The 14,274-nt window shown below is 70.3% G+C and carries 13 protein-coding genes; 7 read left to right on the top strand and 6 right to left on the bottom strand.

From position 1 onward, the window contains the following. Nucleotides 1-49: 49 nt before the first annotated feature. Both FKD65_RS40800 and FKD65_RS40805 read right to left on the bottom strand, forming a co-directional pair. Nucleotides 50-1,327: an SLC13 family permease gene (locus tag FKD65_RS40800; protein ID WP_141585034.1), complete on the bottom strand. Its 1,278-nt coding sequence runs from the start codon at nt 1,325-1,327 to the stop codon at nt 50-52. A 12-nt stretch (nt 1,328-1,339) separates the two neighbouring features. Continuing rightward, the gene (locus FKD65_RS40805; protein WP_141585036.1) at nt 1,340-2,626 is read right to left on the bottom strand and encodes a sodium:proton antiporter; all 1,287 of its coding nucleotides are present in this window, start codon (nt 2,624-2,626) and stop codon (nt 1,340-1,342) included. A gap of 145 nt (nt 2,627-2,771) precedes the next feature. Between FKD65_RS40805 and FKD65_RS40810 the strand changes: the two genes are divergently transcribed. From FKD65_RS40810 to FKD65_RS45215, 3 genes are all read left to right on the top strand, one after another. Next, nucleotides 2,772-3,242: a CBS domain-containing protein gene (locus tag FKD65_RS40810; protein ID WP_141585038.1), complete on the top strand. Its 471-nt coding sequence runs from the start codon at nt 2,772-2,774 to the stop codon at nt 3,240-3,242. 101 nt (nt 3,243-3,343) lie between these two features. Next, on the top strand, nt 3,344-3,838 hold the full coding sequence (locus FKD65_RS45210; protein ID WP_205718447.1) for an alpha/beta fold hydrolase: 495 nt from the start codon (nt 3,344-3,346) through the stop codon (nt 3,836-3,838). Further along, nucleotides 3,838-4,239: an alpha/beta fold hydrolase gene (locus tag FKD65_RS45215; protein ID WP_205718448.1), complete on the top strand. Its 402-nt coding sequence runs from the start codon at nt 3,838-3,840 to the stop codon at nt 4,237-4,239. The genes FKD65_RS45210 and FKD65_RS45215 overlap by 1 nt, the downstream gene beginning before the upstream one ends. Nucleotides 4,240-4,436: 197 nt before the next feature. Here the strand turns inward: FKD65_RS45215 and FKD65_RS40820 are convergent, their stop codons facing one another. Further along, complete coding sequence (locus FKD65_RS40820) at nt 4,437-6,269, bottom strand: chloride channel protein (RefSeq protein ID WP_141585040.1); 1,833 nt, start codon at nt 6,267-6,269, stop codon at nt 4,437-4,439. Nucleotides 6,270-6,477: 208 nt separating this feature from the next. Between FKD65_RS40820 and FKD65_RS40825 the strand changes: the two genes are divergently transcribed. Together FKD65_RS40825 and FKD65_RS40830 are read left to right on the top strand one after the other, a co-directional pair. Further along, entirely contained in the window at nt 6,478-7,071 is a 594-nt protein-coding gene (locus FKD65_RS40825; protein WP_141585043.1) for a TetR/AcrR family transcriptional regulator, read from the top strand. A gap of 118 nt (nt 7,072-7,189) precedes the next feature. Next, entirely contained in the window at nt 7,190-8,329 is a 1,140-nt protein-coding gene (locus FKD65_RS40830) for a PP2C family protein-serine/threonine phosphatase (RefSeq protein WP_205718449.1), read from the top strand. Between the two features lie 112 nt (nt 8,330-8,441). On the opposite strand, the gene FKD65_RS40835 is transcribed toward FKD65_RS40830, so the two are convergent. After that, on the bottom strand, nt 8,442-9,077 hold the full coding sequence (locus tag FKD65_RS40835; protein WP_141585045.1) for a TetR family transcriptional regulator: 636 nt from the start codon (nt 9,075-9,077) through the stop codon (nt 8,442-8,444). Nucleotides 9,078-9,170: 93 nt separating this feature from the next. Here FKD65_RS40835 and FKD65_RS40840 point away from each other — a divergent pair, with 93 nt between their 5' ends. Further along, nucleotides 9,171-9,668: a pyridoxamine 5'-phosphate oxidase family protein gene (locus FKD65_RS40840; RefSeq protein WP_141585047.1), complete on the top strand. Its 498-nt coding sequence runs from the start codon at nt 9,171-9,173 to the stop codon at nt 9,666-9,668. A gap of 82 nt (nt 9,669-9,750) precedes the next feature. After that, complete coding sequence (locus tag FKD65_RS40845; protein WP_141585050.1) at nt 9,751-10,257, top strand: nitroreductase family deazaflavin-dependent oxidoreductase; 507 nt, start codon at nt 9,751-9,753, stop codon at nt 10,255-10,257. 486 nt (nt 10,258-10,743) lie between these two features. On the opposite strand, the gene FKD65_RS40850 is transcribed toward FKD65_RS40845, so the two are convergent. Together FKD65_RS40850 and FKD65_RS40855 are read right to left on the bottom strand one after the other, a co-directional pair. Beyond that, the gene (locus FKD65_RS40850) at nt 10,744-12,081 is read right to left on the bottom strand and encodes a hypothetical protein (protein ID WP_141585053.1); all 1,338 of its coding nucleotides are present in this window, start codon (nt 12,079-12,081) and stop codon (nt 10,744-10,746) included. A gap of 555 nt (nt 12,082-12,636) precedes the next feature. Further along, the gene (locus tag FKD65_RS40855; protein WP_141585055.1) at nt 12,637-14,193 is read right to left on the bottom strand and encodes an FAD-dependent oxidoreductase; all 1,557 of its coding nucleotides are present in this window, start codon (nt 14,191-14,193) and stop codon (nt 12,637-12,639) included. Nucleotides 14,194-14,274 lie beyond the last annotated feature (81 nt).

The raw sequence follows: 14,274 nt of genomic DNA on the forward strand, positions 1-14,274 counted from the left end.
CTCGCCCATCGCGCGCAGGCGGTCCGCTGGATGGGTGGATCACCGCTCGTCACAGGTAGCGGAGCCAGAGGTAGGGCACCGACAGCGCCACGGTGACGAGTGTGACGATCAGGCCGTATTTGGTGAATTGCCAGAAGCTGATCGGGGTGCCGTTGCGGGCGGCGATGCCGAGGACGACGACGTTGGCGCTGGCGCCGATGGCGGTGGCGTTGCCGCCGAGGTCGGCGCCGAGGGCGAGTGCCCACCACAGGACGGTGCCGTCTCCGGCGGGTTGCTGCTGGACGAGGTCGGAGACGATCGGGCTCATGGTGGCGACGTAGGGGATGTTGTCCACGATGGCCGACAGGACGGCCGAAGCCCACAGCAGGAGCATGGTCGCGAACCCGAGGCGGCCGTCGGTGGCGTCGGCGGCGGCGCGGGAGATGTCGCCGATGACGCCGGTCTCGACCAGGCCGCCGACCATGACGAACAGGCCGGCGAAGAAGACGAGCGTCGGCCACTCGACTTCTTCCAGCGCCTGTTCGGTGGTGACCTTGGTGGCGGCCACCAGCAGTCCGGCGCCCAGCAGGGCGACCACGGACGGTTCGTAGTGGAGCACCGGGTGCAGGACGAACGCGACGATCACCAGCCCGAGCACGGCCAGGCTCTGCCAGAGCAGCCGCCGGTCGGTGATGGCCTCCTTCTCCTGCAGGGCCATGACGGCGGAGGCGCGGTCCTCGTCGTAGACGAACGCGCTGCGGAACAGCCAGCGGCACAGCAGGCAGAAGACCACCATCAGCCCCACGATCAGCGGGGCCAGGTTGACCAGGAAGTCGTTGAACGACAGGTCACCGCGGCTGGCGATGATGATGTTGGGCGGGTCGCCGACCAGCGTGGCGGCACCGCCGATGTTGGACGCCATCACCTCGGCGATCAGGTACGGCACGACCTTCAGGCCGAGTCGTTCGCAGACCAGGAACGTGACCGGGGCGATCAGCAGCACGGTGGTGACGTTGTCCAGCAGCGCCGAGGCGAGCGCGGTGATGACGGTGAGCATCACCATCAGCCGGTAGGGCTTGCCGCGGGCGCGCTTGGCGGCCCAGATCGCCACGAACTCGAACACCCCGGTCTGCCGCAGCACCGAGACGATCACCATCATGCCCAGCAGCAGGAAGATGACGTTCCAGTCGACGCCCGACTCGGTGGAGAAGAACGCCTTCTCCGCGTCGGTGATGTGGAACAGCAGCATCAGCCCCGCGCCGCCGAGCGCGACGGCGGTGCGGTGGATCTTCTCTGATGCGATCAGAACGTAGGCGACGACGAAAACGCCGATGGCGGCGATTGCCAAGAAGGCTCCTGGTCATTGCTGACGGTCACGGGAATGATCTTCAGATTGCGCTGGCGGGCAGGCTCCGTCCCGCGCCTTGCCGGCGGCTCCCGGACGTCGGATGCGGGCGCGGGTGCGCTCGAACCAGGCCGGTACTTCGCGTTCCTCATCGAAGCCGCGGGCGACGACGATGTCGGTGGAGGAGTGCGCCAGGATCGACAGGGTGATGGTGACGCCGACGAGGTGGAAGATCTTCTCGCCGGCCGGGATGCCCGACTCCAGGACCAGCAGCCCGTAGACGACCGACGCGAAGCCTTTGGGTCCGAACCACATCACCGCGGCCTGCTCGCGGGCGGTGAGCCCGGAGCGCAGGAACGACACCCAGATCGCCACCGGGCGCGCGACGACCAGGGCGAGCACGGCGAAGGCCCACCCGGTCCAGCCGACATCGCCGAGGAACGCGGGGGACAGCAGCGCACCGAACACCAGCAGCGCGGCGAGCTTGAGCAGTTCGGCGACCAGCTCGCCGAACTGCTCGAACGCCTCGCGGTGGGTGTGCCCGACCGTCGCGACGGTGACGCCGGCGGCGAACGCGGCCAGGAACAGGTTGCCATGCGTGGCCTGGGCGGTGGCGAGCACGAGCAGTCCGATCGCGACGGCGTTCAGTGGCTCGTACTTGGGTGCGATCGCGAACCACCGGGTGCGCACCAGCATGATCGCGGCCCAGGGGATCGCCACGCCGATGGCCAGGCCGCCGGCCAGTTCGGCGCCCAGCTCCCCGAGGTGCAGGCTCTCCTCGCCCTGGGCGATCGCCAGGAACAGCACCACGAACGGCAGGACGAGTCCGTCGTTGACGCCCGACTCGACGTTCAGCAGGTGCCGCAGCCGGGGCGGCACCTTGTCGTTGCCGACGAGCGCGGCGGCGAAGACCGGGTCGGTGGGAGTGAGGATGGCCGCGATCAGCAGCGACTGCACCCAGCCGAGGCCGACGACGTAGTGGGCGAGCACGGCGGTGACCAGCAGGGTCAGCGGCAGACCCCAGCCCAGGGCGCGTCCGGGCAGGCGCCAGGCGCTGCGCAGGTCCTGCCAGCCGGCGTGCATGCCGTCGGTGAACAGCACGGCGAACAGCGCCAGCTCCGCCAACTCGGACACCAGCGTGTCGCCCGGCTTCAGAGTGATCAGCCCGGAGACACCGTCGCCGAGGAGGAACCCTCCGACCAGGAACAGCGCCGCCGTCGACAGCACGGTGCGATGCGCGAGGCTGGACACCAGAACCGCCAGCAGGAGCATGGCGGAGAAGGCGAGCAGAAGGTTGGTCATACCGAAGCTCTTTCGGGAATGGCGGACGAAGCGCCGACCAGACTTCCCGGCTCACCGGCCACGACCCTAACCGGATCCCAGCGCGCTTGCCACACGGCCCCCACCGTGAGCGCCCTCGCCCCGCGCCGTCGGCTACGTTGGGGCGATGCGCGCACGAGACCTCGCCGTCGAGTACCCGATCGTCGAGCCGGACAGCAGCGCGCTGGACGCGGCCAGACTGGTGGCCGAACACCGGCTCGCGGGTCTGATCGTCGTCGACTCCGACCGCTGGCCCATCGCGGTGATCCCGGGGTCACAGCTCCTGCGGTACATCATTCCGCCGCACGTCCGCGACGACCCCGCCCTGGCCCGCGTCTACGACGAGCATCACGCCGACCGACTGTGCGCCAAGCTCGCCGGGAAGAGCGTCGCCGACCTCCTCGCAGAGGAGCGGACGGCGTTGCCCGCCGTCGACGCCCAGGCCACCGCCATGGAGATCGCCAGCATCATGGCGGCCAACCGCAGCCCCGTCGTCGCGGTCAGCAGTGCGCCCGACCGCACCGACGCCCCGATGATCGGTGTCATCACCGTCGCGCACCTCCTCGACCGGCTCCTGCCCCGACCGACCGCGGACTAGAAGTCGCCGCCGGACGACCTCGGCCGTTCGATCAGCCGAAGTCGGCCGCGGGGCCGCAGACCACGGCATCCCTGCCCCTGACCACCGAGCGGGAGCACCCCATGGAGCGAGCCACGACGCTGATCGATCTCTCGGCCGGACCGGTGGAGTACCGGCTGGAGAGGCGCGGCCCGCGTGTGGTGCTGATGCTGCACGGCGGGCACATGCGTGCCGGGCTGCCGTTGGGCGAGGAGGTGTTCGCCGATGCGGGCTGCACCGTGTTGGCCGTCTCGCGCCCGGGCTACGGCCGCACCCCGCTGGCCACCGGCACCGCCCCCGACCAGTTCGCCGCTGTTGTCGGCGAACTGTGCCGCAGGCTCGGCATCGCCTCCCTGACCGCCGCTGTCGGACAGTCGGCCGGCGGCCCTACCGCGGTGACGCTGGCGGCCCGCCAACCCGGTCTAGTCGAACGAGTCATCCTGGAAAGCCCGGTCGGGTCATCCTGGAAAGCCCGGTCGGGCTCCTGCCCTGGCCCGGTCGACGCACCCGGGCGGGCGCGAGCATCGTCTTCCACGCCCGAGCCGAACCGGTCACCTGGGCGCTGCTCCACATACTGATGCGCCGCGCTCCCGGCCTCGGCCTGAGAACGCTGCTGCCCGGCCTGTCCCGCCGCCCGGTCGACGACCTGGTCGCCGCACTCACCACCGCTCAGCATGCCGCACTGCTGGAGCTGTTCGGCCGGATGCGGTCAGGTGCCGGATTCACCAACGACATCCGCCACATGACCGCACCGCGCCATCTGAACACCCTGGCCGAGCATGCCGCCCGGCTGCGTCAACCCACCCTCGTGATCGCCGCCCGGGACGACGGGGCGGTCCCCTACGCCCAGGCCGAGTCCCTGGCGAGCACCATCCCCGACGCCCGCCTGATCGCCAGTACCGCCCCCAGCCACATGATCTGGCTCGGCGACGACTACCCCGCCATCACCGCCGCCATCACCGCCTTCCTGGCAGGCTGACTCGACCCCTCCATCCGCGCGTCGGGCATCGCGCGATCCGAGTCTCGAATCAGCGAGGGTGCGGCGGTGCCGGGACCGAGGCGCACCGCGGGAAGACCGGCGCCCAACTCGCGGCGGGCCGGCAGCCGGAACGCCGCCGCGATCAGCAGCGCGGTGAGGGCGGTGGCCGGCAGCAGGCGCGGCCGAACCGTGCGTACTCAGGGGATGGTGGAGGCGAGGTGGGTCCGCCCAGCGGACGGCTGTGCGTTGGAGGGGGCGTAGAGGGCGCGGAGGACGGCTTGGTGGGTGACCCACCCGGTGAGAAGGGTGCGTTCGCCGTCCAGGACCGGAAGGCCGGTGCCGTCGGTGGTGGTCAGGATATGGAGCGCGTCGGCCAGCGGCATCTCGGTGGTGAGGGGCGTGGGCATCTGCGCCAGCGCGCCGGCGGTCGGCGGGTCATGGGCGGCGTCGGTCTGAGACTCGATGTCGGCCAGGGCCTCGGCGGCCGCGCGCGCGGTGACGACGCCCTGGTAGGCGCCCTGTTCATCGAGCACCGGCAACGCGCCGTGCTCGGAGAGGGCGAGCCGCCGCGACGCGTCCTCCAGGGAAACCGCACCGGGCAGCGGGCCGGGGACGGGCTCCATCACGTGGGCGACGCGGCGGGTCAGGCGCGGGTCGGCGGGCGGCTTGTCCAGGTCGATGCCGCGCCGGCGGAGCTTGAGGCTGTAGACGGTGCTGTCCGACAGCCCGCGGCCGGCCAGGGCGGCCACCACGATCGCGGTCATCATCGGCAGGATGATGGAGTACTCGCCGGTCAGTTCGAAAAGGATCACCACGGCGGTGATCGGGGCGCGGGCGGCGCCGGCGAACACGGCCCCCATGCCGACGAGCCCGTAGGCGCCCGGGGATGTGGTGATCGAGGGAGCGAGCTGGTGGGCCGCCGCGCCGAAGGCGCTGCCGAGCATCGCGCCCATGAACAGGCTCGGCGCGAACACCCCGCCCGAGCCGCCGATCCCGATGGTCAGGCTGGTGGCGAGGATCTTGGCCGCCAGCAGCAGGAGCAGGAACCCGATCACGTACCTGCCGTTCACGGCGTTCTGCAGGACGGGGTAGCCGACGCCGTACATCTGCGGCACGGCCAGCAGCAGCCCGCCCAGCAGGAGCCCGCCGGCGGCGGGGCGCAGCCACTCGGGCCCGCGCCAGAGCCGGTCGCACAGGTCCTCCATCCCGTAGAGGACGCGAGTGAACCCCACCCCGACCAGGGCGCCCAGCAGTCCCAGCACCGCGAACAGGATGTACTCGACCGGGTGGGCGACGTGGAAGTCCGGCGGTGACATGAACGACGCCGATCCGAACACGGCCCGGCCGATCACGCTGGCCGTCACGCTCGCCAGCACCACCACGCCGAAGGACTCGACGGTGTAGTCGCGCAGGATGAGCTCCATCGCGAAGAACACCCCGGCCAGCGGCGCGTTGAAGGTGGCGGCGATTCCGCCGGCCGCACCGCACGCGACCAGGATGCGCAGCCGGCTCTCGGCCACCCGCGCGATGCGTCCGAGCGTGGAGCCGAGCGCCGCGCCGATCTGCACGATGGGGCCTTCGCGTCCGACCGAGCCGCCGGAACCGATGGTCAGCGCCGAGGCCAGCGACTTCACCACCGCGACCTGCGCGCCGATGCGTCCACCGCGCTGCGAGACGGCCAGCATCACCTCCGGGACGCCGTGGCCGCGCGCTTCAGGGGCGAACCGGTGCACCAGCGGTCCGTACACCAGCCCCGCGACCACGGGAACCAGCAGCACGAAGAACGGCCCCAGCCATGGCAGATCCGGGTTGGCCGCGCGTCCGGCCGCGGAGTAGTCGCCGTGCCCGGTGAAGAGATGGGTGAACAGCGCGATGAGCTCACGGAAGACGACGGCTCCCACCCCGGCCCCGCATCCGACCAGCAGAGCCAGCACGACCAGACCCCACTGGGTCTCGCGAACGCCGGCCACCAGGCCGCGAGCGCTCGATTCGACCGGTATGATGCGGCCGCCTTCCGAGGTGCTGCCCACCTGCGAGCCTCCTTGCCGATACCTACCGAGCCGACTATTGCAGTATGCAACGCTTCGCGTCCTGCTTCGACCCCGGCCGGCCAGGCCCGCGCCTTCGGGTGTCCGGCCCGTCAGGCGGCCGGCAATTTGCGGGCGCTGCTTGTCGGGTTACCTGAGCAGCGCAAACGCGGTCTTGCACAGTGCAAACGATTGAGTACCCTAGGGCCGCATGACCAACGAGGGGCGCCGGACCGAGACTCATCGCGGGCGGCGACGCCGCGAGCAGCTTCTGCAGATCGGGTTGGACCTTCTCGCCGAGGGGGGATGGCCGGCGGTCACGGCCCGGGCGGTGGCGGAACGCGGTGGTATCAAGCCGGGGCTTCTGCATCACTACTTCGGGGGCCTGCCGGGCTTCCACATCGCAGTCGCGGCGAAGGCCCATGCGTTGGTGACGGAGCCGCTGCTCAACGCCGTCCTCGCGGTGCCGGACGTGGCGACCGTCGCCACTAGCGCGCCGCACGTGGTGGCGACGCGGTTCACGGATACGCGCGACCTGCGGCTCGCACGTGAGGTTCTCGGGCGGGCCCTGCGGGACCCGACCATGGGAGCGCAGCGTTACAGGTGGCTCCGGCAGGGGCATGAGGAAGTCGCCGTACGGCTGGCGGACATGCATCCGCAATGGACCCCGCAGCACCGCGATCGCACCGCGTCGCTGCTGGCCGCGCTGGTGGATGGGCTGATGATGGAGCGGATCCTTGATCCGGGGCCGGCGAACGGCTCCGCCGACGTCCCGGCCACTGGCCCGAACTCACCGGAAAGGTGAAGCATCCTCGCGATAAACCGGACCGGGGCGGTGACACAGCGCGACAAGCGGGTAGGAGGGGCGAGTTCATGCAGTCCTGCACCGGCCGTCTCGAGAGCCCTCCTCTCTCTGTAACCGAATGAGCACCATGTCCTCTCGCCGCAAGGGCCGCCCCGGTTACCGGCGCTTGCACGTGCTGCGCGGGCGGAGCGCCGGTTCCTTCCTGGGCGGTCTGCCCTTCGCTGTGATGGCAGTGGTCGCTCTGGTAGACCTCTCGGCCGGCCCCGAGGTGGGCTACCTGCCACTGCTGTCCCTCGGGCCCGCATTCGCCAGTGTGTCGTGCACCGTACGCCGGACGGCGGCGGTCGGCGTTCTCGCATTGGTCCTCTGCGCCGTGCTAGCGGCCTACGACCAGATCCTGGGCACGCGTACCAACACACTCACCTTCGCCTCGATATGCGGTGTCATCGCCGCGGGGATGCTGGCCAGTGCCTTCCGCGAGCGCAACGAACGCGAACTCGCCGACGTGCGGGTCGTCGCCGAGGCGGCCCAGCGGGTCCTGCTGCGGCCGGTGCCCCGGCGGGTCGGGCCCGTTCGTGCCGCTGTCCGTTATGTGTCGGCCGCCGCCCAATCCCGCATCGGCGGTGACCTGTACGAGGTCGTCATGACCGCCAGCGGCGTCCGTGTGATCGTGGGTGACGTGCAGGGGAAGGGGCTGGAGGCGGTCGAGACCGCCGCGGTCGTGCTGGGCGCCTTCCGCGAGGCCGCCTATGACGAACCGGGGCTGCCCGGCGTGGCCGATCGGATCGACCGCGCCCTGGCACGGCGGCTGACCGGTGAGCAGTTCGTCACCGTGATCATGGCCGAAGTGGGGGAGGGGCGGCTCCTGCTTCTCAACCAGGGGCACCCGCCGCCCTTGCTGCTCGGCGCCGATGGAGACGTCCGCGTGCTGGAGCCGCCGTCGCCGGCCCCGCCTCTGGGGCTGGGCGATCTGCTCGACGAAGGTGCCGAACCCTACGTGGTGAACCTGGGCGAGGAGGAGCAGATCCTGCTGTACACCGACGGGGTGGTCGAGGCACGCGACCGGTCGGGGACGTTCTACCCCCTGATCGATCGGATCGGCCACTTCGCCGACGGCGACCCCGAGACGGTTCTGGATCGGCTCCAGGAGGATCTGGTCCGTTACGTGGGCGCACCGCTGGACGATGATGCGGCGATCCTGCTCCTGAGCCGGTCTACCACCTTGCATCTCCACGCTGCCGAACCGGACGATCTTTGAGCACGGGGGTTCACGGCCTGCAGCCAGGTCCGATGGACGAGTGCGGTGCTCAGACGGTGGGTGCAAGGAACCGGGGGAAGCTCACGCTGAGCGCGGTGTGAAACCCCGTGGATCATGAGCTTGTCCTGGCTCGTTTCATGGTCGGTGGTGCGCTCCCGGGTCTGATGGTGATGGATGCCAGGGCCGCGTGGATGAGGTCCGGTAGTGATCCTCCGTGCTGGATCCAGTCGTCGACGGAGATCCGGACGGCGGCGACGGTGAGGGCGGCGATCATGCGGGGGCGTGGGTCGCCGTCGGTCGCGTCGCGAGTCCTGGTGGCCGCCAGGCCGGCGATGGCCTCTTCGTACCGGTGGTAGGTGCGCAGGGTCCAGGCAGCCAGGGCGGTGGAGGTGCGGGTGAGTTCGGCGAGCTCGCGGATCTGGTGACGGTAGTCGGACAGCTCGTCGGCGAGCTCGGCGAACGCGGCCTGGATGGCTTCGGTCGCGTCGAGGTGAGCCGGCTGGCGGGCGATGGCGTCGGTGATCAGGTTCAGCCAGGGGCCGGTGATCCCCTCGGCGACGGCATTCTCCTTGGTCTGGTAATAGCGGAAGAAGGTGGCGCGGCCCACCTGCGCGTCATCTGCGATCTCATCGATGGTGGTGCCTGCCAGGCCCCGCTCTGCGGCGAGCCTGGCCGCCGACGCGGCGATGCGGGCGGCGGTGGCGCGTCTCTTGCGGTTTCGAAGCCCATCCGGTTCAATTTGAGCCATAGTCTCATTGTGGACTCCGTCTTATTCGGGTGCAACGCGGCGCGCCGCACGGTGGCCCGCGCTGCGCCCCGTCTTGCCGAAGGAGCGGTCACCATGGGTGTGAACCAGCGCAGTCAGATCGTCATGACCGACGACGAGATCGCGAGTTTCCTGAGCGAGCAGCGGGTCGCGACGCTGGCGACCAACGGGCCGTCGGGCCATCCCCATCTGGTCGCGATGTGGTACGCGGTGATCGACGGCGTGCTGTGGTTCGAGACCAAGGCCAAGTCGCAGAAGGCCACGAACCTGCGCCGGGACGACCGGGTCACGATCATGGTCGAGGCCGGCCACACCTACGACGCTCTCCGGGGCGTCGCGCTGGAGGGGCGCGCCGTGATCGTCGATGACCCTGACGCGCTTTGGGCGGTCGGCGTGAACGTCTGGGAGCGCTACAACGGTCCCTACAGCGACGAGGTCCGGCCGCTGGTGGAGGTGATGCTGCACAAGCGGGTCGCGGTGCGCGTCGACGTGGAGCGCATCCGGTCGTGGGACCACCGCAAGCTCGGCCTGGACCCGCTGCCGCTGGGCGGCACCACCGCCGAGTTCCTGTGAGTCGCGCGAGGGGGCCGTGGATCATCGCGGCTCCGGGACGAGCGGGCGGCCACGGCATCTGCACCGAACGGGATGAGGTCATATGAACGACGGCAACGGGGCGGCTCCGTCGCCTGTGGGACGTCCGCAGGGGCTCGACTCACCGATCGTGCCGAAGATCATCAAATGGGCGTCGAGGGTGAACGTGCGGGTGTACCGGGCCACCGGCGGGCGGATCGGCGGGACCTGGCGGATCGGCAGCGCGTTCCCCCGTGGCGTGCCCGTCTGCCTGCTGACCACCAAGGGGCGTAAGACGGGGTTGCCGCGGACCCAGCCGCTGCTCCATCTGGTCGACGGCGACCGGGTGATCCTGGTGGCGTCGCAGGGCGGGCTGCCGAAGAACCCGCTGTGGTATGCGAACGTGCAGGCCGACCCGGAGGTCACCGTTCAGATCAAGCGCGATGTCCGGCGGATGCGGGCCCGCATCGCCGGCCCGGCCGAACGTGCCGAGCTCTGGCCGCGGCTGGTGGCTCTGTACGCCGATTTCGACCGATACCAGGCATGGACCGACCGCGAGATCCCCGTCGTCATCTGCGAGCGGACCGTGTGAGATCCTTCGCGACCAAGGTCCGGGCGCCGGACCGGAGCAGGACGGCCGAGGCTAGGTGACCGGCACTCCGACCGCGGCCCCTACCGTGATGCGCCCGGGGCCGGCGCGGTGCTCACCCAGCTGGCGTCCCTCGCGGACGACCCTGCCTCTTCGATGGTCTGGATCACCGCTGCGGAGAATCACCGTCGGCTCGGCCCTCGTCGTCGTCGCCGAACTCCTCGGCCACGGCGTGGAGACCTCACGCCGCTACAGGCTGCCCACCGTTCACGGACACCCCCGTATCGCGCCGTCGCCGTCACTGACATCCCGCGTCGTGGACCGGTGAGGTTGACGTCCATGGCCCGGCGCAGCGTCTCAACGGCCAGATCCGCCAGTCGTCATTCTGGCGGGATCCATCCGGCGTTGTTGATGGCGGCGTCGCTACGACTCCACCCGTTGCCCGACCGCGGCGACCGGGTACGGCGAGCCTTACCCCGGGGCCGGGGTTCAGTTGTCGGGGCGACCGGTTACGCCTGCTCGGTCCAGCAGTTCGTGCATGACGTGGGTGGGAAGTGCCGGATTGCGAGCAGCCGCAGCTGCCAGCCGCGTCTCCTCCAATGACTCCAGCAGACGTGGCAGCGGAAGCCTGGGGTCGGCTGCGGCATTTCGGTGCAGGTTCGGGTTGTCGTCTTCCAGCAGCTCGGTGACACGTTCAGCCGGGAGCCGAGGGGCACGCAAGGCGCGCCACCGCACCCATGGCTCTTCGTCGCGGCTCAGCCTGTCGAGGAGTTCCGGCGGTGTCTGCGGGTCGTCCAGGGCCAGCGCCCGCATCCGGGGGTGCGGATCGTCGGCGAACCGGCGCAGCCCTTCGTGCGGGATGCGTTTCTTGATCTCCCATTGCGACAGTCCGTCCCATTCGCGCCAGATCTCCAAGAGCAGCTCGACGGGCACATCCACGCTGTTCTCAGCGAGGAGCAGACGCACCGCGAAGTCCTCGTCGGTGGCGAACCGCGCCTTCACGTCCTGCGGGAGGTCCTTGCGTCTGGCCAGCCCGCGTCGGATCAGCACGTGCGCGGACGACGCATGGCGGCGAACCTCGACAGCGTCGAGCGGGAGCAGCAGCGTCCACCGGGGCAGGCGGTACCTGATCCCCGGGTCGATCTCGACGCCGATCGCTGCGCGCTCGTCCTCGGTGAGCGCCGGATGGGACGATGCCGCCACCCGCACCCGCAACTCCGGGTCGCGTGTCAACCTCCGCACCACCTCGACGGGCAGCAGCGGATTCTGGGCCACGCGTTCCCGTGCCGCGGCGTCCCCGGACGCGACGAGCTCGTCGGCTTCCTCAGCGGTCATCGACGTCCAGCCGCCGGGCGGTCTCGCGGGCGCTTCCTCGAAGCGCTCGCGGGCCTCGGCGCGGATGTCGGGCATGGGATCTGAGAGAAGCTTGATCTGGCTCTGCCTCGGCACGTTCGAGTGACCCACCACCCCCCAACGGACGTGGACGTCCGGGTCGTCCGCGAGGATCTCCAGAACCTCCTCCGGGAGCCCTCTTCCGTGCTCCCAACACCACGCGAGCGACCGGCGAACCTGCACGTCCGGGTCTGTGGCCAGGCGGAACCGCTGGTCTCCGCCGTAGGCCGCGAAGTTCCGCCGCACCTTCGGGTCGGCGTGATCCAACGCCGCCTCCGCTACTGTGTCGTTCCATTCCTTCCTGGTGTAGAAGCTGATGGCGCCGATGGCCAACAGCCGCAGAACGACGTCATCGGAGGCGGCGGGATTACTGGAGAGCCCCTCGATCCACCCTTCGGGCGGGGGCGTGGGGTCTCCGAGTAAGAAGATCGCCATGGTCGGCCAGCGTATGAGTTGAAGGGCCCATCGGGTACGGCCCGTTCGGGTCGCTGTTGGAATCCGCGGCCAGCACACCGGTCTTGCGCGGCACCTGGATCGTTCCCAGGGTCTGTCAATACTCCAGCCGCATTCAGTGATCGATGAGGCGGGGTCGTCGTTGGTAGTGGCACCGGCGGGCGCGGGCGTGGTGGCGGCGTCGCCAGCGTGACCAGTGGATTCGGTCTCGGGTTGGGTGCCGGGACTGGTGGAGATGCTCGGACATCTCCGCTTCTAGTGCGGCCCGCAGCACCGTCTTGGTGGCACCGGGCGGCATCCCGTCCGGGCCCGCCAGCGACACCCCTGGCCCGGGCCCGTTCGATCAGCTCGGCGGAGGCCCGGACATCCCAGCCCGCCCGACCGCTCGTCGTCGCTCACAGATGGACTTCCCGGCCGGGCTGCCGCCTTGGCCTTCAGGGTCACCTCCCCACCCCACGATCTTCAGGACGGTCCCGTACCTGGGCCCAGGACGGCAGGTCCAGGCCGGCAGCGCTTCGTGAGACTTTCAGACAGTCTTCACGGCCGGTCGGCTGCGCCGAACCACCGCTGCAGGGCTGCCCGAAGTTCTTCCTTTTCTGCGGGACCTGGTTGGGGCGATGCGGATGCCCAGGCCACATAGCAGTCCGGTCGAAGAAGCAGGGCGGCGGGCGCTGCGGTCTGGGGGCGCGCGGTGATGATGTCGACTCGGTCGTGCCGCAGGGTGAGCGTCTCCGCTAGTGATGCCTTCTCGGTCAGGTCGAGGAGCAGGGGGCGCGCGGTTCTGGTGAGCTCGGCCAGCCGGACGGGGCCGGTCGGAGTGCGCAGTTCCATGTCCGGGGCGAATCGGCCGATCAGGGGGTGGGTGTCGGGTGCGCCCATGTCGTAGCGGACGTCGGCGCCTGTGGTGAGTTCGGCGAGGCGCTGCACGGTGCTCTGGTCACGGAGCAGTTCGGTGAACAGTTCGCGCAGTCCGGTGACGTCGCCGCCGGGGGCGATCAGGGCCGACTGTGCCTGGGCGTTCAGGACCATGCGGTGGGCGGCTTGCCGTCGCTCCGTGCCGTAGCTGTCCAGCAGCGCGGCCGGGGTGTCGCCGCGGATCACGGCGGCGAGTTTCCAGCCGAGGTTGACCGCGTCCTGGAGGCCGAGGTTGAGCCCGGGGCCGCCCCCGGTGGCCGCGAACACGTGGGCGGCGTCGCCGATCAGGAACACCCGGCCGTCGCGGAACCGTTCGGCGACCCGGGTGTTGCCGCCGGTCAGGCGGCGCAGCACGTGGGGTCCTTGGCCGTCGGGCGGGCCGAGCGGCACGTCGACGCCGAGGACGCGGCGGATGCTCGCCCGCAGCTCCTCCAGGGTCATGGGGGCGTCGGTGTCGGGCCGGTCCCATTCTGTGGCGCTGATCAGCGGCGGATGGCCGGGCATGGGCGCGTAGGCGAACCCGCCGCCCTCGGTGCGGTGGGGCAGGAACGGTGGAATGGCGCCGTAGCCGGGCACGTTCAGCGCGCCGGTCGCGGGATCGACCCAGTCCGCCGGGACCGTCGCGTGCGCCGAAAAGACGGTCATCCGGTCGTAGGTGACGCCGGGGAATTCGATGCCGGAGAGCTTGCGCGTGGTGCTGTGTGCTCCATCCGCGCCGACGAGGTAGCGGGCCCGTAGCCGGTCGGCCCCGTTCGGCCCCGCGACGTCGATGGTGACCGCGTCGTCGTCCTGCGACAGGCCGACGACCTCGTGCCCTCGGCGGATCTCCACGCCCAGTTCGATGGCGCGTTCCTCCAGGACCTGCACTATGCGCCGCTGCGGCACCGGCAGAGCGTGGACGGGGCTGTCCTCCAGCAGGCTCAGGTCCAGGCCCATCGCGCCGAACATGAAGTAGGTGAAGTTCGGCTGCGGCGGCTCCGGGCTACCGCTGAGCCGCTCGTGCAGCCCCCGGCGGTCGAGCATCTTCACGACCTGGCCGAGCAATCCGTTCGCTTTCGGTTCCTGGCTCGGCTCCAGCAGCCGCTCCAGGACGACCGCCCGGACCCCTGCCAGGCTCAGTTCGCAGGCCAGCATCAGCCCGTTCGGGCCGCCGCCGGCGATGACGACATCTGTGATCACGTGTTCTCCAATGTTCACGGAAAGGGCAGGACGGACAGAGCGCTGAAGCGCATGGCTGGTGGGGCGGTGCCGGTGGGGCTC

It is taken from the genome of Actinomadura sp. WMMA1423, assembly GCF_006547145.1.
Taxonomy (GTDB): domain Bacteria; phylum Actinomycetota; class Actinomycetes; order Streptosporangiales; family Streptosporangiaceae; genus Spirillospora.